At 38.4% G+C, this 22,436-nt stretch carries 24 protein-coding genes and 1 riboswitch; of the genes, 15 read left to right on the top strand and 9 right to left on the bottom strand.

What is annotated here, in order from left to right; translation table 11 throughout:
• Window positions 1-23: 23 nt before the first annotated feature.
• Together ACFSBH_RS17680 and ACFSBH_RS17685 are read right to left on the bottom strand one after the other, a co-directional pair.
• On the bottom strand, window positions 24-887 hold the full coding sequence (locus tag ACFSBH_RS17680; RefSeq protein WP_285853784.1) for an ABC transporter permease: 864 nt from the start codon (window positions 885-887) through the stop codon (window positions 24-26).
• Window positions 880-2,076: a quaternary amine ABC transporter ATP-binding protein gene (locus ACFSBH_RS17685; protein WP_251515470.1), complete on the bottom strand. Its 1,197-nt coding sequence runs from the start codon at window positions 2,074-2,076 to the stop codon at window positions 880-882. Before ACFSBH_RS17685 ends, ACFSBH_RS17680 begins: the two co-directional genes overlap by 8 nt.
• Before the next feature lie 300 nt (window positions 2,077-2,376).
• Here ACFSBH_RS17685 and ACFSBH_RS17690 point away from each other — a divergent pair, with 300 nt between their 5' ends.
• The 3 genes from ACFSBH_RS17690 to ACFSBH_RS17700 all read left to right on the top strand — a co-directional run bounded on the left by ACFSBH_RS17690 (window position 2,377) and on the right by ACFSBH_RS17700 (window position 4,337).
• Window positions 2,377-2,856 carry a GbsR/MarR family transcriptional regulator gene (locus tag ACFSBH_RS17690; RefSeq protein ID WP_251515468.1) on the top strand — a complete coding sequence of 160 codons (480 nt, stop codon included), beginning with the start codon at window positions 2,377-2,379 and terminating at the stop codon, window positions 2,854-2,856.
• 110 nt (window positions 2,857-2,966) lie between these two features.
• Entirely contained in the window at window positions 2,967-3,563 is a 597-nt protein-coding gene (locus tag ACFSBH_RS17695; RefSeq protein ID WP_251515467.1) for a nitroreductase family protein, read from the top strand.
• 189 nt (window positions 3,564-3,752) lie between these two features.
• Window positions 3,753-4,337, top strand: a complete 585-nt coding sequence (locus ACFSBH_RS17700) for a hypothetical protein (protein WP_251515466.1) — start codon at window positions 3,753-3,755, stop codon at window positions 4,335-4,337.
• A 46-nt stretch (window positions 4,338-4,383) separates the two neighbouring features.
• Here the strand turns inward: ACFSBH_RS17700 and norA are convergent, their stop codons facing one another.
• Entirely contained in the window at window positions 4,384-5,583 is a 1,200-nt protein-coding gene (gene norA, locus ACFSBH_RS17705; protein WP_251515464.1) for a multidrug efflux MFS transporter NorA, read from the bottom strand.
• A gap of 213 nt (window positions 5,584-5,796) precedes the next feature.
• Here norA and ACFSBH_RS17710 point away from each other — a divergent pair, with 213 nt between their 5' ends.
• Both ACFSBH_RS17710 and ACFSBH_RS17715 read left to right on the top strand, forming a co-directional pair.
• Window positions 5,797-6,579 (top strand): nucleotidyltransferase domain-containing protein, encoded by a 783-nt coding sequence (locus tag ACFSBH_RS17710; protein WP_285853783.1) that lies wholly within the window; start codon window positions 5,797-5,799, stop codon window positions 6,577-6,579.
• Between the two features lie 14 nt (window positions 6,580-6,593).
• Window positions 6,594-7,607, top strand: coding sequence for a S66 family peptidase (locus tag ACFSBH_RS17715; RefSeq protein ID WP_251515462.1), 1,014 nt, complete (start codon window positions 6,594-6,596; stop codon window positions 7,605-7,607).
• A 48-nt stretch (window positions 7,608-7,655) separates the two neighbouring features.
• On the opposite strand, the gene ACFSBH_RS17720 is transcribed toward ACFSBH_RS17715, so the two are convergent.
• The 4 genes from ACFSBH_RS17720 to ACFSBH_RS17735 form a co-directional block, all read right to left on the bottom strand.
• Window positions 7,656-8,606 carry an ABC transporter permease gene (locus ACFSBH_RS17720; RefSeq protein ID WP_251515460.1) on the bottom strand — a complete coding sequence of 317 codons (951 nt, stop codon included), beginning with the start codon at window positions 8,604-8,606 and terminating at the stop codon, window positions 7,656-7,658.
• Window positions 8,599-9,519 carry an ABC transporter ATP-binding protein gene (locus tag ACFSBH_RS17725; RefSeq protein ID WP_251515457.1) on the bottom strand — a complete coding sequence of 307 codons (921 nt, stop codon included), beginning with the start codon at window positions 9,517-9,519 and terminating at the stop codon, window positions 8,599-8,601. Before ACFSBH_RS17725 ends, ACFSBH_RS17720 begins: the two co-directional genes overlap by 8 nt.
• 161 nt (window positions 9,520-9,680) lie before the next feature.
• Entirely contained in the window at window positions 9,681-10,787 is a 1,107-nt protein-coding gene (locus ACFSBH_RS17730) for a 5-methyltetrahydropteroyltriglutamate--homocysteine S-methyltransferase (protein ID WP_251515455.1), read from the bottom strand.
• A 106-nt stretch (window positions 10,788-10,893) separates the two neighbouring features.
• Window positions 10,894-10,996: riboswitch (SAM riboswitch) on the bottom strand.
• A gap of 85 nt (window positions 10,997-11,081) precedes the next feature.
• On the bottom strand, window positions 11,082-11,582 hold the full coding sequence (locus ACFSBH_RS17735; protein WP_379598905.1) for a hypothetical protein: 501 nt from the start codon (window positions 11,580-11,582) through the stop codon (window positions 11,082-11,084).
• A gap of 397 nt (window positions 11,583-11,979) precedes the next feature.
• Here ACFSBH_RS17735 and lspA point away from each other — a divergent pair, with 397 nt between their 5' ends.
• The 9 genes from lspA (at window position 11,980) to ACFSBH_RS17780 (ending at window position 18,844) form a co-directional block, all read left to right on the top strand.
• The gene (gene lspA, locus ACFSBH_RS17740) at window positions 11,980-12,462 is read left to right on the top strand and encodes a signal peptidase II (protein WP_379598906.1); all 483 of its coding nucleotides are present in this window, start codon (window positions 11,980-11,982) and stop codon (window positions 12,460-12,462) included.
• Between the two features lie 81 nt (window positions 12,463-12,543).
• Window positions 12,544-13,053, top strand: coding sequence for a DNA topology modulation protein (locus ACFSBH_RS17745; protein WP_251515449.1), 510 nt, complete (start codon window positions 12,544-12,546; stop codon window positions 13,051-13,053).
• Window positions 13,054-13,267: 214 nt separating this feature from the next.
• Window positions 13,268-14,542 carry a DUF5068 domain-containing protein gene (locus tag ACFSBH_RS17750; protein ID WP_251515447.1) on the top strand — a complete coding sequence of 425 codons (1,275 nt, stop codon included), beginning with the start codon at window positions 13,268-13,270 and terminating at the stop codon, window positions 14,540-14,542.
• Window positions 14,543-14,638: 96 nt separating this feature from the next.
• The gene (locus tag ACFSBH_RS17755) at window positions 14,639-15,151 is read left to right on the top strand and encodes a GNAT family N-acetyltransferase (RefSeq protein ID WP_251515445.1); all 513 of its coding nucleotides are present in this window, start codon (window positions 14,639-14,641) and stop codon (window positions 15,149-15,151) included.
• Window positions 15,148-15,897 carry a collagenase gene (locus ACFSBH_RS17760; protein ID WP_379598907.1) on the top strand — a complete coding sequence of 250 codons (750 nt, stop codon included), beginning with the start codon at window positions 15,148-15,150 and terminating at the stop codon, window positions 15,895-15,897. Before ACFSBH_RS17755 ends, ACFSBH_RS17760 begins: the two co-directional genes overlap by 4 nt.
• A gap of 116 nt (window positions 15,898-16,013) precedes the next feature.
• On the top strand, window positions 16,014-16,163 hold the full coding sequence (locus ACFSBH_RS17765) for a hypothetical protein (protein ID WP_251515441.1): 150 nt from the start codon (window positions 16,014-16,016) through the stop codon (window positions 16,161-16,163).
• Entirely contained in the window at window positions 16,163-16,807 is a 645-nt protein-coding gene (locus ACFSBH_RS17770; RefSeq protein ID WP_251515439.1) for a DsbA family oxidoreductase, read from the top strand. The genes ACFSBH_RS17765 and ACFSBH_RS17770 overlap by 1 nt, the downstream gene beginning before the upstream one ends.
• A gap of 238 nt (window positions 16,808-17,045) precedes the next feature.
• Window positions 17,046-17,873, top strand: coding sequence for an MBL fold metallo-hydrolase (locus ACFSBH_RS17775; RefSeq protein ID WP_379598908.1), 828 nt, complete (start codon window positions 17,046-17,048; stop codon window positions 17,871-17,873).
• Between the two features lie 101 nt (window positions 17,874-17,974).
• A complete protein-coding gene (locus ACFSBH_RS17780) occupies window positions 17,975-18,844 on the top strand; it encodes a putative RNA methyltransferase (RefSeq protein ID WP_251515435.1) in 870 nt (289 codons plus the stop codon).
• Window positions 18,845-18,881: 37 nt separating this feature from the next.
• Here the strand turns inward: ACFSBH_RS17780 and ACFSBH_RS17785 are convergent, their stop codons facing one another.
• Window positions 18,882-19,940, bottom strand: coding sequence for an LLM class flavin-dependent oxidoreductase (locus ACFSBH_RS17785; RefSeq protein ID WP_251515432.1), 1,059 nt, complete (start codon window positions 19,938-19,940; stop codon window positions 18,882-18,884).
• 129 nt (window positions 19,941-20,069) lie between these two features.
• On the bottom strand, window positions 20,070-21,260 hold the full coding sequence (gene chrA / locus ACFSBH_RS17790) for a chromate efflux transporter (protein ID WP_251515429.1): 1,191 nt from the start codon (window positions 21,258-21,260) through the stop codon (window positions 20,070-20,072).
• Between the two features lie 525 nt (window positions 21,261-21,785).
• On the opposite strand from chrA, the gene ACFSBH_RS17795 reads away from it, so the two are divergent.
• Window positions 21,786-22,310 (top strand): GNAT family N-acetyltransferase, encoded by a 525-nt coding sequence (locus tag ACFSBH_RS17795; RefSeq protein ID WP_379598910.1) that lies wholly within the window; start codon window positions 21,786-21,788, stop codon window positions 22,308-22,310.
• Window positions 22,311-22,436 lie beyond the last annotated feature (126 nt).

The following is a 22,436-nucleotide window of genomic DNA, read 5'->3' on the forward strand; positions in this document are numbered from 1 at the left end:
AAACTTTTCTTGTAGAAAAGTTATCATCCATTTGCTTTTTTCTCTTTACTCAAATTCTGTGTCATGCGATCGATAACAATCGCTAAGATTACAATACCAACGCCTGAAACAAATCCAGGTCCCACTTGGGAACGTTGTAAAGCAGATAATACTTCACTACCAAGTCCAGGAGCACCGATCATTGAAGCGATAACTACCATGGATAGGGATAACATGACCGTTTGGTTGATACCTGCCATGATTGTTGGTCTAGCCATTGGTAATTCTACTTTAAATAGCTTTTGTGCACCTGTACTACCGAAAGCGTCTGCGGCTTCTACTAATTCACCGGATACTTGCCTGATACCTAAGTTCGTAAACCGGATTGTCGGTGGTGTTGCAAAGATTAAAGAAGCGATGACACCAGGGACCATTCCGATTCCGAAGAAAGCAACGGCTGGAATCAAGTACACAAACGCTGGCATCGTCTGCATAAAGTCCAGAATCGGTGTGAAAATCGTTTCTGTGATTTTACTTTTAGACATTAAAATTCCAATTGGCACACCAATAATGACAGACAATAAACTGGCCACAATAACAAGTGTTAAAGTGTTCATCATTTCTTCCCAATAACCTTGGTTATGAATAAACCAAAGCCCGACAATAGAAAAGGCGGCAAGCCCTAATTTTTTTCCTGTTAAAAAGAATGCAATTACTGCAACCAATAAAATGAAAATTAGTGGAGGAATATTCATAAGGACACTTTCAGTGATGAAGTCCATTAAATTACCAAAATGCACTTTAATCGGGTCGAATAGAAAAGAAAATGTATCTGTAAGCCAGCCGACAAAATCGGTAACTCCCTCTGCTACAGGAATTTTGGGAACGATACTCATCATATTAAACATTATTTTCCACCTCGCCTTCCCCAGCAAGTGCTGCAATCACTGCACCACGTACAATGATGCCTAAAAGTTTACCTTCTTCCACGACTGCTACAGGAGTCTGTGAATCATAGATTACAGAAAATATATCCTGAAGGGCTGTATCCTTGTCTACTTGCGGAATATCTGTTTTAATAATTTCTTTCAAGTCGCCATTTTGACTCTTTACTGCCTGAGAAGCAGCCTCTGCGGTGACGTAACCTTGTAGTTGACGATTTTTATCCGTCACTAGAATGCTAGAAATACCTTCTTCACGCATTCTTTCCAATGCAACTCGTGGTCCATGTTTCTCGATTTGAATGGTTTCTGGACGTTTCATAATATGCTGTGCGGTAAATATTTTGGATTTGTCGACATCCTCTACGAATTTTTCGACATAATCATTTGCAGGATTGACCAATATTTCTTCAGGCGTACCAATTTGAACGATGTTTCCATCTCTCATTAATGCAATGCGGTCTCCCAGACGAAGTGCTTCATCCAAATCGTGGGTAATGAAAAGAATGGTCTTTTTCATTTTGGATTGTAAATGAATGAGCTCATCTTGCATTTCCTTACGAATAAGGGGATCTAACGCAGAGAAAGCTTCATCCATCAATAGTACGGATGGGTCATTTGTAAGTGCCCTAGCAAGTCCGACGCGTTGTTGCATACCACCGGATAGCTGTCCGGGTTTTTGATCTAAATAGCCGCCCAAACCAACAAGTTCCAATGCTTTTTTCGCTTTTTCCTCGCGTTCTTGCTTTTCTACCTTTTGAATTTCTAGGCCAAATGCAGCATTTTCCAGAACCGTACGATGAGGGAAAAGCCCAAATTTCTGGAAAACCATACTTAATTTTTTACGACGAACTTCTCTTAGTTCTTGTTTATTCATTTTGGCGAGGTCCTCACCGTTAATGTAAATGTTGCCTCCCGTCGGCTCAATCAATCGATTGATTAGACGGACAAGGGTTGATTTACCACTTCCAGAGAGTCCCATAATGACGAAAATTTCTCCTTCTTCTACAGAGAAATTAGCCCGATTGACTCCGACTGTCGAGCCCGTTTGTTTTAAAATTTCTTCTTTACTATGTCCATTGTCAAGAAGCTTCAAAGCTTGCTTCGTATTTTTACCGAATATCTTTGTCAGGTTTTTAACCTCGATAATCGACATTCTTTCACCTCTTTACTTTAACTTTCTTTTCAGCTCACAGATAAAATCTATTCCTCAACTGGTTGCTGGCTGTTTAACTTTAAAATGAACTACCTTTCAACTATACGTATTTAATAAATTTATCTCAAACCGACTAAGTTGTTATTTTTGTTCATTTAGAACGTAAAGTTTTTACTTGATAAACTGCATAGGTGGTTTTTGGCTTTATCCTCGAATTTGCTCGATAATCCTCTGAAATGTTAAGTTTTTAAATTTAAGTGGAATGATATATCCTAAAGGTAGTACTTCTAGGAGGATGCTATGCATACGGATAAAACATTAAAAGATGATTTAGTAACAGCGCTTTCAAAAACGATTGAACTATTTGGTTTATCAACATTGGAGTCACGCTTGTTTGCTTATCTGTACCTGGTTGACGAACCAAAGACCCTGGATGAAATGAGTGAGGCACTTGGGAAAAGCAAAACTGCGATGAGTACAAGCATACGCAGTTTAGCGGAATTCAATCTGGTTTCCCAAGTTTGGCAGAAAGGAATCCGGAAAGATTTATATGTTGCGAACTCGCAATTATATAGAGCGTTCATGAATTTTTATTTTAAAAAATGGGTGGATAAGACAGAACGTCAGAGGGAAGTATTAGAGGAAATCTTGGAAGATGCAAAAGAAAACCCTGAACAAGATTCCTGGGAAACCATACATCTTGTGGGAAAATTGGCAGATATTATAGAGTTCCATTCGGAGATAGAAGATACGTTTAACACGTTGCAGCGTGAGAAATAGATATTTGCGGACTTTATCTTTATATCATAGTATAATAACTTACAAATACAAAAATTTTGAAGAGAAAGTGATCTTTCTTGAAAATGTTGGAAGTATGGAGGAAATGCATAATGGACGTAATCAAAGTTAAAAATGACAGAACATCCACATACGATATTGATGAGATTTTTTTAAAACGCTGGTCACCTCGTTCGTTCTCTGAGAAACAAGTTCCAGAGGAAACATTGTTAGCCTTATTCGAAGCAGCACATTGGGCCCCGTCTGCTTTTAATTTTCAGCCTTGGAGATTTATCGTTGCGAAGACTGCGGAGGAAAGAGCGGCTTTCCATTCGTTTATCAATGAATTCAACTTATCCTGGTGTAAATCAGCACCTGTTTTAACGTTGATCCTGTCTAAAAAATTGAATGAAGACAATTTTGTTTATTCCCATTCCTTTGATACAGGTGCTGCATGGGGTTTCCTAGCTTTACAAGCAGCGAAAAAAGGACTGATCACACATCCAATGACAGGCTTTGACTTTGAGCGTGCAAGGGAAGTCTTGGAAATACCTGAAGAATATCATATTGAAGCACTGGTCGCTATTGGTTATCAAGATGAGAAAGAAAAACTGCCTAAAGCGCTTCAAGAACGGGAACAACCGAATAGTCGTCAGCCATTGGAAAGCCTTATTTTTAATGGTAAGTTTGGAGAACAACGTGAAAACTAGAAAATAAGATATTCCTTCCATTTGTGTGGAAGTAAGAGGAAGCATAAGAACAATCATGTTCTTGTGCTTTTTTGTTGGTGTATACGTCTCCGGTCTTATTCGAAATTAAAACCTAGGCTCCTTATCATGCCATGCCGAGCGTTTTATAATACTTATAGAAGGTTCATGGAATGCAAGGGGAGAACAATTGTGAAGGAAAGAAATGTTTATATTCTGCTGACAGATACGGGGACATTATTTACAAAAGCTATCAAACTATACACTAGGAAACCATTTAATCATGCATCGATTGCTTTTGATGATGATTTGATGGAAGTATATAGTTTTGGGAGGAAGCAGCCCCAAAATCCTTTTGTTGGCGGTTTTGTTAGAGAGAATTTGGATGATGAGCTATTTTCAAAGGCGACCTGTGCAATTTATCGGCTAACTGTGGATGCAGCGGAATATGACAAAATGAAAAGATATATCAAACAAATCGAGGGTAACCAAGAAAATTATCGATACAATCTCTTGGGATTATTTGCAATTCCTTTTCGTATTCCTGTCACCAGGAAGAATGCTTTTTTCTGTTCGCAATTCGTTGCTTCGGTTCTTATTCAGAGTGGTCGGATTAATTTTACCATGCCGTTATCTTTAATGACACCAAGTATGGTAGTGCAAGATTTAGAGTTAGTCTTCCAAGGAAATCTACAAGATTATAGGACGGAAGAATCGTTATATTCGTATGGAGAACATCATAATAATTTAGGAAGATTACCTTTGAATTTATATTAACATACAAGAAAGATCAGCATAAGAAATGACAACAACCAATGAGATTCTACATCTCATTGGTTGTTGTCGGTTTCGGGTTCATTTCTATGTGAGGTCTTTTCCAAAATAAGGTCAATCCAAGGCAAATAACAATTACAACTGCACTGAAATAGAAAGGATAGTCAATATTCACATCGTATAAAATCCCGCCTAGTACTGGCCCGAACACATTTGCGAGTGAAGTGAAGAAGGAGTTCATCCCACCTACAAAGCCTTGCTCATTGCCAGCAATGCTGGACAAATAGTTTGTAACAGCTGGACGGATAAGATCAAAGCCGATAAATACGGTAAAGGTTACAGCCATGACTGTCCAATAGGATTGGGCAAGAGTCATTGCATAAACTAGAACAGCAGAGATTACTAACGACCAACGGATAATATTTATTTCCCCCATCCAACGTGTTAAAGGGTCAAAAAGTGCAACTTGGAAAATAGCTCCAATTATAGCTCCTCCAGTAATTGCAATCGCGATATCCGACGGTGTAAACCCATGTTTATGATCTGTATATAAGCTAAAGAAAGAATCAAATGCTGCAAGACCGAAAGAGGAAATGAGAATGACGATGAAAGCAATTAGAAACATCGGCATAAAGACTTTCTTTAAACCGCTTTTACCAAGCTCTTCAGACATGCTAGCCATATCGTCTGTTTTCTTCTTCGGTTCACGTAACGTTACAATCGAGAGGAAAGCAACAATTAATCCGCATGCTGCAGCAGAGAAAAATGGTACACGGGTACCGACTTCGGCTAAAAATCCGCCAATCCCAGGCCCGATAATAAACCCGGTACTAATCGTCGCTGACATGTAGCCCAATGCTTTAGGTCTCGTTTGTAATGTAGTGATATCCGCAATAAATGCCGTTACTGCTGGCATGATGAAAGCACCGCTGATCCCGCCTAAGATACGGGAGGCGAATAACACCTCAATTGTTTTTCCAAGTCCAAACAGAAATTCAGAGGAACTGAAAATAAATAGGCCGATCACAATCATGCGCTTTCGCCCATACTTATCAACTGCTTTTCCGGCAATAGGCGAGAAAACCAGTTGAGCTAGTGCAAAGGCAGCCGTTAAGTAACCAATCACAGTACCGCTTATATCCAACTCATTCATAATCGTTGGTAAAACAGGAATGACTAGGCCGATTCCCAAAAATACAAAGAATATATTTGAAAGTAATATGGTTAAAGTCCAATCTTTCTTTTTCATACGTTTATCTCCTAAGCAGCTTATTAAAGCTGCATGTAATTCAGTACTGAACATATGAATTCTACTCCTTTTCCATAGGAGTTGCAATAGTTTTTTGAGAGGTTCTTCACAAATTAGTGGAGTAATTATCTTAATCTTGTAATTAGTTTAAAAGCATGGTATTCTATCGTAATATTTACCTCACATTCATAATCGGAAAGGGGGGAGTATATCATGCAACAAGCAGCACTTAAAGCAATTTCTGAGAGTTTGATGGAGGATCCGCTTGTTCAAGCGGTATTTGTAAAAGGATCTATTGCAAGAGGAGAAGAAGATGAGTTTTCGGATATAGATTTATATTGTTTAGTGAAGGAAGAGGATAAGGGTGATTTTCTAAATAAAAGGATAGGTCATCTGGAGAAGTATAGGAAGGTTCTCTTCTATGAGGACTTCTTCATTATCGCCCCTCAAATCATAGCCGTATATGACAATCTGCTTCATGTTGACTTATATACAGTGACAGAAGATACATTCTTGGAAAAGGATTATTTTAAAGTGCTGTATGACCCAAGAGGGGTGATGGATCAATATCGGAGAACGCAAAATCTACGACTCACCGAAGAAGAATTCGCTGATCACGTCTACGATGTAGCTTGGTATTCATTCCAATACCGGAAGGCGCTCAAGAGAGGAAATGATATATGGGCGAGTGAAATGCTGCACTTTGTGTTAGTGAATTCCGCGTACGTGTTGTTGCATCGTTATTATCCAGAGAGAGCCCAACTGGGAATGAAAGCTCTTGGGTCTTTACTGCCTCGAAATAAGTTGAAAGAGGTTCAGCATATTTTAAATAATAGAAACCCGATGTCTCATAAAACAGCAGTTACTAGTCTTATTTATCTGTTAAAGGAAGAAAAAGGTTGGATTAATTCACAGTTACCAGAAGAATCACAAGCTAATCGTTTTCTTGAATTGATGCTTTCTACTTTGGAAGATGATCTTAACTCTTTCTATTAAAAGGAGAAGATAATATGATTCAATATCCATTTTTAAGAAAAGGAGCAACAATTGGTGTAACAGCACCTTCTTCGGGAGTACAACCAGAATTGCATGATTTGATAAATACAGCAGAGAAACGATTGAAAGAAAAAGGTTACGACATCCAGATTGGTGATACTGTATGGACACAAGAAAAGGCAAAGTCTGCCCCTGCAAAAATAAGGGCCAAAGAATTAAATGAAATGTTGACCAATGATGGTATTGAGTTGATATTTCCCCCTTGGGGTGGGGAACTGCTCATTGAAATTTTGGAGCATATGAACTTTAATGATATGGAGCCGAAGTGGATACTAGGGTATTCGGATACAAGTGTTTTATTATTGGCTACGACGTTAAAGACGGGAATAGCTACTGCTCATGGTACAAATTTGGTGGATGTAAGAGGAGAATACTCAGACAAGACTACAGCAATGTGGGAAAAAGTCTTATCTACAAAGCGAGGGGATTCTATTTTACAGTATTCATCTGAAAAGTATCAGAAAGAGTGGCAACATGACAATCCGACACCACAAATTTATCATCTGACAGAACCAACAGAATGGAAGGTCCTCTTAGGAAAGGATGCCCAAGTGGAAGGTCGATTACTTGGTGGGTGTATTGATGTAATCAGACATCTAATTGGAACAGAATATGGTGATGTAGCAAATTTCCGTAAACAATTCACCAAAGGGGAACCAATTCTTTGGTATTTTGAAAACTGTTATTTGAATACAACTGATTTGAGGAGAACCTTAGTGCAGATGAGATTGGCAGGTTGGTTTGAAGGTTGTGCGGGTATCCTGTTTGGCAGGAGTCCGGCAAACGACACTGTGGGTAATTATACTATAGAAGATGTTTATCAAGATTTATATGAAGAACTTCAATTACCGATTATTTATGATATAGACTGCGGACATGTCCCTCCACAAATAACCTTTGTGAATGGAGCTTATGCGAAGGTTGAAGTGAGAGAAGGTAAAGGAAAAGTTTTGCAGCATCTTATATGATAGAGAAAGGTTCCGACATTTTAATCGGAACCTTTCTTAGTTTGCATATTAATAGCCGGCTACATCCCGTTTCGTAAAGAATACCCAAGAAAGTGCGACGAATATGACATAATAGATTACTAACATGGTGACGGAGAAACCTAATGTCATCCCTTCCATTAATGGTGTATTTCCATTAACATATTGGGAAAGGTCTGTGTTTGCAAATAAAATGTATTTAGCCCAGTCACGCTCTATGAAGAAAAAGACAATTTGATTTCCTGCAAGCATGAGGAATATGGCTAGTCCAATCGCTAAGGCACTATTTCTGAAGATGGCAGAGATCATAAAGGCGAAAGTGGCCATCATGAGTAAGTTGATGAGACTGAATCCATATCCCGTAAGAATTTCACCAATAACAGAAACATACTCGATGCCCTCGTTTTTTTCAAGGACAATATGAGGGTTCATTCCATCGAATCCAAATAGAATGAGACCGACAATCCATGAAAAGAACAGTACAAAGAATGCTGTAATAAATGAAAAAAGGAGTACAGAGCTGTATTTTGCTATCAATATTTTTGTTCGTGAAATCGGCCGGATAAGGAGCAGCTTTATCGTACCCCAGCGGAATTCATTAGCGAGAATACCAGCTGCCACGATAATAGTGAATAGGCTGACTAGTGAAAGCAGCATTTCATTTTCCATTACAAATTGCCATGCGCCATAACTCACTGGTATAATATCATTTTCCAAATAGTAATTATTTTGCTCGATGAGGCTTTGGTTGAATTCCGCAATTCCTGGAAATTCTTCAGACTCATCCAGTAAGCTTTGGTTCTCGGCTTCAAGAGTTTCTCTCCAACTATCCTCTTCATACGTCATATATTCTCCGTAGGATTTGATGAAAATGCCAAGGCCAACAATAATAATTCCTACTATAATATACATCGCCCAAGTGGATTTCAATCGATAGATTTTAATCAGTTCATTTTGAATGAGATTTATAAAATTACCCAATGACATTCTCTCCAATCAAATCAAAGAATTTATCCTCTAAGGTTGATTTCGTGACACTGACCTCATAAATGAGAATATTTTGTTCCACAAGATTTGAAATTAAAGCCGGAATATGTTCTTTTTCAATTTCGAAAGTAATCTTATTATTCGTTTGTGCAGCTGTAGTTTTCTCATTAATAATTTCTAAAGCTTTATCTAATGGTGTGGCTTCCATCTCAACTTGCAGCAATGTTTGAGTTGTTGAAGATGTGTTCTCTCGGACATCTTGTGTAGCAACAAGTTCTCCATTTTTAATAATACCGATTCGGTCACACATCAATTCAATCTCGGATAAGAGATGACTGGATATAATAACTGCAACGTTCTTTTCGGCCGCCAATTTACGGATGTATTGTCTGATTTCCCTGATACCTGCTGGATCAAGACCATTTGTCGGTTCATCTAGGATTAATATAGAAGGCTTGTGTAAAATGGCTTGGGCAATACCAATCCGTTGCCGCATACCAAGCGAATATCGACCAACTTTTTCGTTCAGTGCCTTTTCCATACCTACGAGTCTAACAGCTTCATCGATATCTTTTTGCGTGACTCCTGGAATCATTCTTGCATACTGTTTCAAATTTTGAGCACCGGTTAAGAATGGATAAAGCTCAGGGTTTTCAACGATAGCGCCTACTTCGCGAATTGCCTGTTTAAAGTCAGATTTTATACTTTTACCGAGAATATGTATGTCACCTTCCGTGATTTTCATAAGTCCAACCATCATACGAATTGTCGTCGTTTTCCCGGCACCATTTGGACCAATAAAACCAAATACTTCTCCTCTATTAATGGAAAATGACAAGTCTTTGATAATTTCCTTTTTGCCAATCCGCTTACTTACATTCGTCAATTGCATAGCAATTTCTGGCATTCTTTTCCCTCCCATTTCTTTCTACCATGTTGTACGGAGAGAAAGCAGTATTGGTTTCATAATTTTGGTAATTAATTTCCATAAAAAAATAAAAAGGTGATCGGTTAGAGAATATTCTACCAACCGATCACCTTTTTATGAATCAGATACTCGTGTTCCGTTTATCCCCAAATTTCTTTCGATAAATCCACAATGTACTTCAGCTTTGACCATTGCTCGTCTTCTGTAAGCTTGTTACCATGATGGGTAGAGGCAAATCCACATTGCGGGCTCAAAGCAAGTTGTTCTAACGGGACGAATTGTGAAGCATTTTCAATTTTTTTCTTGATTACTTCTTTATCTTCGAGTTCACCAGCTTTAGATGTAACAGCACCAATTACAACTTGTGCTCCACCTTTTGGTACGTGTTTTAATGGCTCGAATGAACCGGAACGCTCATCGTCATATTCAAGGAAGAAACCATCCACTTTTTCTTTAGCAAATAAAGTCGGTGCAATATCCGCATAACTTCCTTTGAACGCCCAGCTTGAACGATAATTTCCGCGGCATAGGTGGGTAGTGATGATTAAATCTTCTGGTCGATCTGCAATAACATCATTTACAATTCGAACTGCAAGCTCAATTAATTCTGCTTTAGAGTATCCTCCTGTATCGATTAACTGAAAATCTTCGGAAGAAAGGCCGGCAATATATACATCATCCAGCTGTAAATAACGGACACCAGCATCATAGAATGCCTTTATAGCATCACGATATGCGCTGACGATATCATTAGCATACGTTTCAAGATCTGGATAAATTTCTGGATTACGAATACCGACCTCGAACAATTGGTTAGGACTTGGAATGGTTTGCTTCGGAATTGCGCGGTCGCCGACAATATCCTTAAATTCAAGAAAATCTTTTATGAATGGATGGTCCGGATCAAAGGAGATTTTTCCTGTATTACGCACATGGTAACGGTCCGTCTCAATTCCATCGAATGTGTATCCTTTTTCTGTTTCATATCCTTCTATTCCATTTAAACCTTCAAGGAAGTCCAAATGCCACCAACTACGACGAAACTCACCGTCTGTGACAGCCTTTAATCCAACTTCAATCTGCTTGTCTACTATTCTCTTTATTTCTTTCGTTTCAATTTCGCGTAGTTCAGATGCAGAAATTTCACCTTCTTTCAAGTCCTTTCTTGCTTGATGCAAGTTTTCAGGTCGTAAGAAACTTCCTACATGGTCTGCTTTAAATGGAGCCTTTACTAATGTTTTTGTCATATTGATCATCCTCTTTTTAAATTATTTGGAATTTCTGCTCGTTATTGCTAAATAAAAAAACCTCTTCTCAGATAAGAAGAGGTTTAGGCACCGTGTCTAATTTCTCTTCTTATCTTCTAGCGAATTACGCTACTGGAATTGGCACAGTACTATGTAAGCCTGTTGCCGAGGTATCAATGGGCCAGTCCCTCCACCTCTCTGGATAAGAAAGTTTTGTATTAAGTTAATTAATAGAATATACCGAATCGAAAGGAATGTCAATCTTAAAATAAAATGGATGCATTTTAATAAGGATTAACGACAATAGACGATAATTTCTTCTGGAGTAGTTAGGGCGGGTATGCTTTTCGATGTATGTGTATAAGTAACAATAAGATTTCTCTGGGCAGGATTTTGATTAAAGGCTTGCCCGTTTGTTAAAAGAATGGGTGTGTCAGGGTTAACATGTAGTTTTAAATTGCCATCACCGCTGACTAGATCATCATCAAAATAGTCTACCTTGACGTGGGTGGAAGGTGACTCTTTTACAATAATCAATGCGTAATATTGTGGAGGATAGATTAGTATTACTGGTACGTCGCCATCCAAATATCCTGTAATCTGGTCTCCAACCGAAACCATTTCATGATTGACGAAATACGTATTTGGACCAGCTATAAAATTAACAATCATCCCCGTTTCATTTTGAACAGTGATGAACTTATGACATCCGGTCTCTTCATCGGTTGGATAGAAGGGGTAATCTTCCATATGTGTAATTAATCCTGTAAAAGCTTGAAAATTGATTGGACTCATGATTAACGCTCCTTTAAAAAAGTAGGCTTGTTACAACTTATGTGAATAAATCATTTGGGTGAATGGGTGAATACCTTTACCTATAGCTGACTCTATATAAAGGATACAATACGAGTTATGTAAAAAATACCAAATAGTTCTACACTTTCTTTCTTTTTCGATATAATGAAGTTAGTAGAAAGATAGAATGGAAGCTGACTCGCGAAGGAGAGAGTACTGTTGCTATTCAGTAAATGTAAGCTATGTAACGGAAGGGCTAAGAAAGCGAGAATTTATTGGGACGACAATGGAAAGAAAATAAAAGTTTGCTATAAATGTATTCCTTATGCAGAAAGAAGAGCATATATTCTTTATCGAAAATAAAAGGTTTATACAACCTTTGGGAAAGAAGGTTATCATGTTATTTTACATCACTGCAGTTATTGTTCTTTTGATCGATCAAATCACAAAGGTTTTAGTTCGCTTAAATGTCGAAATGTACGAGAGGTTAACGTGGATGGGGATTGAACTTACCTATATTGAAAACAGTGGAATGGCAGGTGGATTTTTCCCCGGCTATGCAAGGGTATTTGGTGTCATATCCATCTTATTTGTAATGTTTGTCTTCTATTTAAGGAGAAACAAGGCTTGGCGCGGGCCCATTATTAATATAAGTATGGGCTTCTTGGTCGGTGGAGCGATTGGTAATGGAATGGACCGGTTAATATTTGGGCAAGTGACTGATTTTATTGTTCGGGGAAGCGGGATTCTTAATATAGCTGATCATGCACTTGAAATAGGTATTGTTCTGCTTATTGTACACGAGCTGGTTCAATGGTTGCGACGTAGAAGAAATCAGGAAAGCAAAGAAGAATACGAAGGAGACGAGTATGTTCAGTAATATCGGACACTTTACTGACCAGAAATAGAAACGACAGTCAGACTCTGGAAACATATAACCAACGAACAGAGGAGGATGGTCATGAAAAAAGTAGCCATCATCGGTTCAGGTGGAGCTGGAAAATCCACATTGGCCAGGCAACTGAGCGAAAAAATAGGTATACCCGTTTATCATTTGGATGCAATTCTCTGGAAGCCAAATTGGGTGATGACTTCGAAAACGGAACAACGGATGATCCAAAATGAACTTATTACAAGAGAAAGCTGGATTATTGATGGAAATTATGGCAGTACATTGGATATAAGGTTGAATGCAGCAGATACGATTATTTATCTGGATTTACCAAGAACCGTCTGTTTATATCGAGCCATAAAGAGACGTTTTCAATATCGTAACCGGACGAGACCAGATATGGCAGCTGATTGTAAAGAAAAACTGGATATGGAATTTCTAAAATGGATTTGGAATTATCCCAAGGTCAAAAGGCCAGCTATCTTGGCTATGTTGAAAGAGCTTTCTAATGAAAAAAATGTCATTATACTCTCGTCGAGAAAAGAGATTAAACGTTTCATAGAAAATGGGGATAGCTGATGTTCTGATACCTGTTTTTGACACTCGCCAAATCGTTATGGAAATGTATCGATAGAATTAAGTTAGAAAGTCATGAGAGAATTGGCACGATTAAAAGTTAATAACGAAGAATTTTCCAGTACTTAGTAATTATTTTTAAGAAAAGGAATAGACAATTTCCTTCGTTGTAGTAAGATTACCATTGTATTCCATACAACGGAGGGGTAAAAATTTCATGAGTAAAAAACTGTTATTATTTATTGTTATGTTTTTCTTTGCAACTATCATTGCTGCTTGTGGAGAAAGTGATGGGGGAGAAGCTGAGGTCGATGCAGCAGATGAAGAGGAAGTTTTAAAAGAAGAGGAACCAGAAGAAGAGGTTGAAGAAGAACAGCCGGAAGAAGAGGAAGAACCTGCAGAAGAGACTTCGGTAACTGCAAGTGACTTTTCTGAATTGATTGCTTTTATGGAAGAAGAGACAGAAGGAACTGCGACCGTTTTATATGAAAGTAAAGAAGCACAAACCCATGAAATGGAAGGTGTCTCAGTAACATTAGATGCTTACACATTAGTGGAATTACTAGATTTTCATCGCGATTATAGTATTCCTTTTGATGATCAAAATAATGGAGCGGTAATAATTGCACAATATACGGTGAAAAATAATACAGATGAAGACTTACATTATATGACAAGCTACTATATGTCTTATGTTGGTGCCGATAAACATTTGAGTAATTACCAGTATCTTTTACCGGAAGATCAACAATTACCAAATCTACTTTCCCCGTCCAATGATTATTTCTTAGAAGCTGGACAGGAAATCGTTGGTTATTATGCATATCCGATTGGTGAAGATCGCTTAACAGAAGTACTTGAAGCTGGGAGTGTTGATGTAGAAATAACGACACCACAAACAGATAAGGACGATTATTCATCTATGATTGGATCACCTGGGCGTTTTACTCTTCCACTTGATGCAGAAAGCGCAGAAAAGGAAGCAGATAAAGCAGCGCAAGGTTTTTATAATGATAAAGTTACTGCTGAAAACATGGGTGACAAAGAAATGTTAGAAGAAGAGGAGATTGGGGAAAGTCAAGAAATTGGTGAGGCTACAATCACATTAGACGGATACCAATTTACTAACTTCGTTCCTAATGCAGAAGAAGCTCCACGCTTTCAGGAAGATGAATTCGTTTTGTTGACAGTTAAATTCACCATTGATAATGGATTTGATGAAGATATATCAAAAACATCGATGTCATCTACACTTCATTTAAATGATGGAAAGCAATGGACTTTGAATGAAGGAATGCTGTTACCGTATCGCTATGGTGATGTAGTAGCTGCTGGAGACAGTGGAGAACTCTTACAGGTTTTCTTGTTAGATAAAGAGCAATTTGAAAAGATATGGAAAGATAAGTCCTTTGAAATGGAAATTGGTCCGATCCGAAATGAGGAGGCTCAAGATATTTCTAAGGGTGAAAAAGCGGAATTCAAATTAAAATAATGTCGAAACGTCCTGTTTAAAGCTTTTGCTTAGACAGGACGTTTTTATATTTTTAGTGCTATGATGAAAAAGTAATGTAGGAATAGGGGGAATAGAATGAACATTAGGGGAATAGAAAGATCAGATGCCGCCGAGTTGGCTCACCTAGTCAATGAAGTGGAGGCCACATCTGAATATATGCTATGGGAAACCGGGGAGAGACAAGTTACAGTTGAGAAGCAGTTGAAAATGATTGAGGAAATGAGTAAATCAAGTAATTCAACAATCATTGTTGCAGAAGTGGAAGGTTCCTTGGTTGGCTATTTGTTTGCAATTGGAGGGAATGCGAAGAGAAATAGGCATTCTGTATATATCGTTACAGGAATTCTAGAAAAATATCGAGGAAAAGGTATCGGTACTAAACTATTTACTGCGCTTGACGAGTGGGCGAAATTCAACGGCATCCATCGTATGGAACTTACTGTGGTCACGACGAATGAAGCGGGAACTCGTTTATATAAGAAATCTGGATTTGAGATAGAGGGAACAAAAAGAAGTTCCCTACTTATTGATGGAACGTATATGGATGAATATTATATGAGCAAGTTAATTTGGGGGAATAAGAAATGAGACATATTTATGCATTTGAAAGTAAAGAAGACTATTCGAAGTACGAAGATATAATTATGAAATTCTCTGGAAAGCTCGCGAACTATCAACGTGTACTGGAGGAAAACTTTCAACTGGTTGATTTACCAAAAGCAGTTGTGTGGACAACAACCGATTTGGCAACTTCGGCTTTTTCCGATGTTCCGATTCCAGCTTATACAAATAAAGATTGCATCTATTTTTCTCCAGATCTGATGTCCTGGAGAAACCTATTTCTAAGACAGTTAGATGGAAAGCGACATGAGGGATTGGAACAATTTTTCAAAACGATGAATGAGAATCACATATTTAGTATCCTGGCCCACGAACTGACCCATCATTCTGATTTGTTCCTAGATGACTTTGGTGATGCACGGGAAGATGGTATTTGGTTCGAAGAGGGGATGTGCGATTATTTAAGTAGAAAATTTACGTTAAATCAAGAGGAATTTCGAGAAATTTCACAAGCAGAAGTAGAGATAGTCGATATATTTAAGGAAAATTATGGTGGCCATTCCCTGGAGGAGTTCGGTAGCGGCTCTTATGAGGATAAATTATCACGTATTATGTTTGATTATCACCGGAGTTTTCTCACGATTCAATATCTCGTGGAAACATTATTCAGCGGGGATGTTATGCAAGTTTTCAAGGAATACCATAAATGGGATGAAGCCGGAAGAAAAGTAACATTAAAAGAATATTTTCAGGTTATCGATCTTTTCCGATGAAGTTGAGCGCATTACTGTATTTCTTAAGCATATGTCATTTATACTAAAGATAGACTTTAGAAGGTACTATTACAAGAGTTTACAGATATAGATCTAAAAATAAAGGAGGTTTTCCTATGGATAATAAAGTAAAGGAATTAAAGCCAATTGAATTGAAACCAATTGAAGAGTTAAAAGGCCTGGACTTATCCGATTCAGATGCTTTCGTCTGTGATATGGAAACCGGTGTTTGTGGACCAGTCAATAAAGAGAAGGAGACAAATTAATGAAAATTACTATTTGGTCTGATTTTATGTGTCCGTTTTGCTATATCGGAGAAGCACATTTAGAAAAAGCTTTGGAAGAATTTGAACATGCGGATAAGGTTGAAATTGAATACAAGAGTTTCCTGCTATCGCCAGAAGCAGCTCATAATCCACAGAAAGATTATTATGAGACATTTGCTGATATGAAAGGGATTCCTGTAGATCAAGCGAAAGGAATGTTTGAGAACGTCGTGAATATGGCGAAGGATGCTGACTTGGTAATCGATTATGATACGGCTAAATTTGCAAGTACTATACCAGCTCATCACGTATTCCAATACGCGAAAGAACAAGGCAAAGGAAACGAATTTTTTAAACGTTTCTATAAAGCTCACTTTACAGAGGGTGAGTTATTAAGTGACACGGACACAATTGGACGCCTAGCTGAAGAGGTTGGAATCGATAAATATGCGGCATTAGGAAGTACACAAAATCAAAGCTACACTCAAAAAGTAAACCAAGACATTCAAGAAGCGAGTCAAATTGGTGTTCAAGGTGTACCTTTTTATGTGTTTAACAATAAATATGCCGTATCAGGTGCTCAGCCGGTTGCTCAGTTTAAACAAGTTCTGGAGCAGGTGTGGCAGGAAGAGACAGAACAATAACCGGAATAAAGCGGACATGCAACATCTACTATTTGTCGAATGATATAAAAGGAAGATATAAGAGCTGCTCTTGATATAGAGCAGCTCTTTCTCATGAAATGCAAACCCACTTACATAAATTTATATACTCTACAGAGAATAGAAATGTTTGGGTTTTTAAAGATAGGGAACCGAAAAACAAAAGATAGAAAGTGGTGAGCTCATGAGCAATTATCATTCTGATGAAATGTATGATTCTATGGAGAATAGATTTCTACCTATGTATTCGATAGCAAGTGGAATAGGTGTTGATGTACTGCCAGACTTGTATTGTTATACGAACCAAATCGTGAATATTTGCCTAGTTGGCAACAGTGCGGAGGATTTTGTATTGGTTGACACCGGCATGCCGGAATCCGCAGAAAAAATTGTAGAGGTAGTGGAGGAGCGTTTTGGGGAAAACAGCAAACCAAAAGCTATTATCTTAACACATGGACACTTTGATCACGTTGGCGCTGTCGTGGACTTGGTTGAAAAGTGGGGGATAAAGGTATATGCCCACGAAGCAGAGTTACCATTTTTAACTGGAAAACAAAACTATCCTAAGCCTGATGGAACGGTGGAAGGTGGATTGGTGGCAAAAATGTCTCCGATGTTCCCGACGGAAGCCATCGATTTAAAAAACAATATAGAGGCATTGCCAGCAGACAGAACCATTCCTTATATGGAAGGTTGGAGATGGTTGCATACTCCAGGCCACTCACCAGGACATGTCTCGTTATTTAGGGCAGACGATCGCACCCTTATTGCAGGTGATGCTTTTGTTGCGGTTAAGCAGGAATCCCTTTATAAAGTGATGACTCAGGAATTGGAAATAAACGGCCCGCCAAGATACTTAACCACCGATTGGAATGCCGCACGGGAGTCTGTGAATAAACTGGCTGCACTTAATCCTGCTGTCGCTGTTACAGGTCATGGAATGCCGGTTTCAGGGACCGAACTTTCGGAAGGATTAGCAAGGCTGGCGAAAGAGTTTGACGACTTAGCTGTTCCAGACCATGGCCGATATGTGGATGATAGTCAGTGATGCGAAGTTTGACAATGGATATACACTTCCATAGAATTGAAAAAGGTGAAATGAGGTCTATCAGGATGACTTGATGGACCTTTTTTAGGGGGACTCGTATCATGCGGAAAGAAAGTGCAGCTCAGTTAGTAAATGAATATAAAGAACTTATGACATGTCCAATCTGTAATAGTGACATGGACGTAGTAGAGTTGAGAAGTATTGTATGCAAAAACAATCATATGTTTGATTTTGCAAAACAAGGATATGTAAATATGTTAACTCGGTCTGTAAAAAGTAACTATGATAAAGCTTTGTTCGCTGCCAGACATGAAATTATTATGAAAACTCATTTATATGAGCCATTACATAAGAGGATTATGGAAATAATCGGTGATGATTTAGAGAAGCACCGGAAAGATTATCCCGCTATACTTGATGCAGGTTCAGGTGAAGGATCGCATTTAACGCAAATTATAGATGAAAGTAACGATTCTTTAATAGGTGTGGGAGTTGACCTATCGAAGGAAGGTATTCGTATGGCTGCCAGCAAATATCACCAAGCAATATGGCTAGTGGCAGATTTAGCGAACATACCCGTAAAAGATAGCACGTTCCATGTTATTTTAAATATACTTTCTCCAGCAAACTATAAGGAGTTCAAAAGAGTACTATCAGATTTCGGGCTGATCTTGAAGGTTGTACCAGGACCGAACTATCTGAAGGAACTTCGGGAAGCGGTCTTCGGATCATCTGAAAAGAAGACCTATACTAATGCGGAAACAGTTTCTCTCTTCAAAGAGGAATTTCCTATGGTTAACATTGAAAATATTACTTATACGAAGCGACTTGAACAAGCAGAATTAAGGAATTTAATGGAGATGTCCCCACTTTCATGGAGTATTGATGATCGATCAAAGGAAGAATTATGGAATCAAGAGAGTTTTGAAATAACAATTGACTTAGATATATTGGTTGGTAAACAACGATAAAAACAGGTATTCCTATTTTGGACTACCTGTTTTTATATCACTCATTACTTTCTGCTGCTTCCCATTTTGCTACTTCATCACGTACAATTGGAGCAACTTCTTTACCTAATAGTTCAATTGCCTTCATCACGTCTTCGTGAGGCATAGACCCAACAGGTACATGCAGCATAAATCTGGTCACGCCTACATTTTTACGCAAGAAGATGATTTTCTCTGCAACGGTTTGGGCATCCCCTACATACAAAGCTCCTTCTAATGTCCGTGCATTATCAAAGCTTTCTCGAGTATATGGTGGCCATCCCCGCTCTCTTCCTAAAACATTCATCGCTTGTGCTGTGGAAGGGTAGAACTTGTCTGCTGCGATATCTGTTGTTTCGGCGACAAATCCGTGGGAATGCGATGCTACGGTTAGTTTAGATGGGTTATGTCCACTTTGCTTTGCAGCTCGATAATATAAATCAACCAGTGGAGCGAATTGAAGTGGACTACCACCGATAATTGCCAATACAAGTGGTAAACCTAAAATACCAGCACGAGCTACAGATTCAGGTGTACCCCCACTAGCAATCCAAACCGGTAATGGATCCTGGACGGGACGGGGGTAGATGCCGCGATTTGGAATAGACGGTCGATGCTTGCCTTGCCAATTTATCATTTCAGATTTTTGCAGTTCTAATAGGAGAGCTAATTTTTCTTCAAACAATTCATCATAATCCTTTAAATCGTAACCAAATAACGGAAACGACTCAATAAAGGATCCTCTTCCTGCCATAATTTCCGCACGTCCGTTTGAAATGGCATCAACAGTTGCGAACTGCTGATAAACACGTACAGGATCATCGGAAGATAGTACAGTAACTGCACTGGTAAGTCGAATATTTTTCGTCCTTGCTGCAGCTGCAGCAAGTATTACTGCGGGAGCGCTTGCTGCATAATCTTTACGATGATGCTCACCGACTCCGAAAACATCTAAACCAACTTTATCAGCTAGCACAATCTCTTCTATGACATTCTGTATCCGTTCAGCGTGACTAATCACTTCTCTTGTGTGCGGATCTGGAGTAGTTTCTACAAAGGTCGTGATTCCGATTTCCATTATATTTCCTCCAATTTGCATATTTTAATTAACTTTAATGGATACTTATCCATTTTGAAAGAGAAAAGCACTTTAAAACCTGTTAAGGATATAAAAAAGCTATCCCATTTTTCGGGATAGCTATCGTTGTTATACATAACTAATCAATACACCACCGATTGCGCCTGTCAGTACAACTACCCAAGGCGGCAGCTTAAAGAAAGCGAGCATACTGAAGAGAATTGCGGCGAGTGCGAAATCAATTGGTTCAATAATAGAGCTGGTCCAGATGGGATGATAAAGTGCTGATAAAAGGATTCCAACTACAGAAGCATTCACACCAATGAGAGCAGCTTTGATTTTAGGATTTTGTCGAAGTGAATCCCAAAATGGAAGAACACCAAGAACTAGTAGAAAGGCCGGTAAAAAGATTGCAAATGTCGCAAATAAACCGCCTTGCCAACCATTAATCACAGTACCGATATATGCTGCGAAAGTGAATAGTGGTCCTGGTACAGCTTGTGTCGCTCCGTAACCAGCAAGAAATTCCTGCTCACTAATCCAACCTGTCGGAACAAATTCTTGTTCTAACAATGGTAAAACAACATGCCCCCCACCGAATACAAGTGAACCTGAACGATAGAAACTATCGAATAAAGCAATCCAATTGCTGGAAGTCAGATTTCGAACGATAGGGAGTAGAAATAGAATCGCAAAGAATAATCCAAGACAAATGTATCCTAACCGCTTGGATATCGGAAATGAAACTGTTGGTTCCAGCTTACCCATATTTTCCTTTCGATTCAGTATAAAGCCAATGATTCCAGCAATTAAAATTGCAGCTATCTGACTATATGCAGATGGGATGAGCAGTGTCAGAACAAGCGCAAACAGAGCGAGTGTCTTCGTTTGGATATCGGGAGTAAAGTTTTTGGCCATTCCTAACACCGCGTGAAAAACAACTGCAACGGCAACGATTTTTAAGCCGTTTATCCATCCAGCATCCTCTACACCGAAACTATGTAAAAAAGTAGCAAAAATAATGAGGGCAAGGACAGAAGGGAGTGTGAATCCGAGGAAAGATATGATACCTCCAATAACACCGCCACGCACAATACCAATCCCTATACCTACTTGGCTACTCGCGGGCCCTGGTAGGAATTGACAAAGGGCAACAAGATCTGCGTAGCTCTTCTCATCCATCCATTTACGTCTTCGAACATATTCTTCGTGGAAATAACCTAAATGAGCGACGGGTCCTCCGAAAGAGGTAAGTCCCAGTCTCGTAGAAACAAGTAAAATTTCTAACCAGTTTTTTAATAGCTGACCAGATTGCTTCACTAATTACACCTTCTTTCTATATAGTTATGCAAATGTTTACTATATCATCCATAATCATCGATAACAATATCTCTATATAAAACTTTAACAATCTTTTACATAGAAGAGGGAAACTGTGTCAGCCAGAATAAATAGACAAATTAAAAAGGGAGGTTTTCATTAAACCTCCCTTTCTTTTCTAACTTCTTCATAAAATTTTCCTCAACATTCATTTTTTTGCCTCAAGCAGTTCATATATTTCCGGGTCCGTCAACAATCTATGAAAACACTCTGTACATGTTGTACTATAGAGGATTCTTTCGGCTTCCCTAGTCACATGAATATGCTCATCAACACCTTTACACAATCTTCTCACTCCCATATAAACAATTAAGTAAAAGTAATTGTTTTTTATTTATTTTCGAAATAATAGCACATATATAATTTATCGTCAATAGGTATTTTACCGAGAATGGAAGAAAATAAACTTATCCCCATCAATTTTGTTAGAATAGAAACATGATAAGAAGGGAGGGTGGATCTATCATGTCTTTTTTAATCGGATATAAGGTGACTGTGGCGCAAAAGGATGATATAGAAGGTGTACTATCCTTGCTTAAGGATGTAGCACATCATTTGAAGGAAAAAGGAAGTAAGCAGTGGGAAACTCTATTAAATGGGGAAGAAGACCATGAACTAATAAAAGCAATTGAACAAGAGCAAACATACATAGTTAAGAAAGAAAATGCTACCATCGCTACTTTTACTATTTATCCTCACGCTAGCGACTGGGATAAGATGCTTTGGAAGGGTGATGGGGAGGCAGTTTACCTTCATAAGTTAGCTATTTCTCCAAACGAAGCAGGCAAGGGTTTGGGTCAGCAAATACTTAGCTGGTTGGAAAATAATCTAAGAAAAAAGGAAATCTATAAGCTTCGATTAGATTGTATAGGGGATAATGAGAAATTAAATCGATTTTATGATAATGCAGGATTTCAAAAGATTGGGAACAGTCATGGGTTTTCTTTATACGAAAAAAATTTGAAGCAGTCATTATCACAAAAGAGGTAGAAGTAAACGATGATGTTTAGCTTCTGGGCTTGTCAAATAAAGTGTGTAAGTCCCCATTTACTCAAGGTACTTTAACACCCTATCTTTCAGTTCATCATGAAGAAGAAGCTGGTTCATCACCATGGC

It is taken from the genome of Oceanobacillus luteolus, assembly GCF_042678205.1.
GTDB classification, from domain to species: Bacteria; Bacillota; Bacilli; order Bacillales; family Amphibacillaceae; genus Oceanobacillus; species Oceanobacillus luteolus.

Coding starts and splice junctions, on each gene's coding strand:
- ACFSBH_RS17680 (WP_285853784.1), bottom strand. CDS start 887: ATGTTTAATATGATGAGTATCGTTCCCAAAATTCCTGTAGCAGAGGGA.
- ACFSBH_RS17685 (WP_251515470.1), bottom strand. CDS start 2,076: ATGTCGATTATCGAGGTTAAAAACCTGACAAAGATATTCGGTAAAAAT.
- ACFSBH_RS17690 (WP_251515468.1), top strand. CDS start 2,377: ATGCATACGGATAAAACATTAAAAGATGATTTAGTAACAGCGCTTTCA.
- ACFSBH_RS17695 (WP_251515467.1), top strand. CDS start 2,967: ATGGACGTAATCAAAGTTAAAAATGACAGAACATCCACATACGATATT.
- norA (WP_251515464.1), bottom strand. CDS start 5,583: ATGAAAAAGAAAGATTGGACTTTAACCATATTACTTTCAAATATATTC.
- ACFSBH_RS17710 (WP_285853783.1), top strand. CDS start 5,797: ATGCAACAAGCAGCACTTAAAGCAATTTCTGAGAGTTTGATGGAGGAT.
- ACFSBH_RS17715 (WP_251515462.1), top strand. CDS start 6,594: ATGATTCAATATCCATTTTTAAGAAAAGGAGCAACAATTGGTGTAACA.
- ACFSBH_RS17725 (WP_251515457.1), bottom strand. CDS start 9,519: ATGCCAGAAATTGCTATGCAATTGACGAATGTAAGTAAGCGGATTGGC.
- ACFSBH_RS17730 (WP_251515455.1), bottom strand. CDS start 10,787: ATGACAAAAACATTAGTAAAGGCTCCATTTAAAGCAGACCATGTAGGA.
- ACFSBH_RS17735 (WP_379598905.1), bottom strand. CDS start 11,582: ATGAGTCCAATCAATTTTCAAGCTTTTACAGGATTAATTACACATATG.
- lspA (WP_379598906.1), top strand. CDS start 11,980: ATGTTATTTTACATCACTGCAGTTATTGTTCTTTTGATCGATCAAATC.
- ACFSBH_RS17745 (WP_251515449.1), top strand. CDS start 12,544: ATGAAAAAAGTAGCCATCATCGGTTCAGGTGGAGCTGGAAAATCCACA.
- ACFSBH_RS17750 (WP_251515447.1), top strand. CDS start 13,268: ATGAGTAAAAAACTGTTATTATTTATTGTTATGTTTTTCTTTGCAACT.
- ACFSBH_RS17755 (WP_251515445.1), top strand. CDS start 14,639: ATGAACATTAGGGGAATAGAAAGATCAGATGCCGCCGAGTTGGCTCAC.
- ACFSBH_RS17760 (WP_379598907.1), top strand. CDS start 15,148: ATGAGACATATTTATGCATTTGAAAGTAAAGAAGACTATTCGAAGTAC.
- ACFSBH_RS17765 (WP_251515441.1), top strand. CDS start 16,014: ATGGATAATAAAGTAAAGGAATTAAAGCCAATTGAATTGAAACCAATT.
- ACFSBH_RS17770 (WP_251515439.1), top strand. CDS start 16,163: ATGAAAATTACTATTTGGTCTGATTTTATGTGTCCGTTTTGCTATATC.
- ACFSBH_RS17775 (WP_379598908.1), top strand. CDS start 17,046: ATGGAGAATAGATTTCTACCTATGTATTCGATAGCAAGTGGAATAGGT.
- ACFSBH_RS17780 (WP_251515435.1), top strand. CDS start 17,975: ATGCGGAAAGAAAGTGCAGCTCAGTTAGTAAATGAATATAAAGAACTT.
- ACFSBH_RS17785 (WP_251515432.1), bottom strand. CDS start 19,940: ATGGAAATCGGAATCACGACCTTTGTAGAAACTACTCCAGATCCGCAC.
- ACFSBH_RS17795 (WP_379598910.1), top strand. CDS start 21,786: ATGTCTTTTTTAATCGGATATAAGGTGACTGTGGCGCAAAAGGATGAT.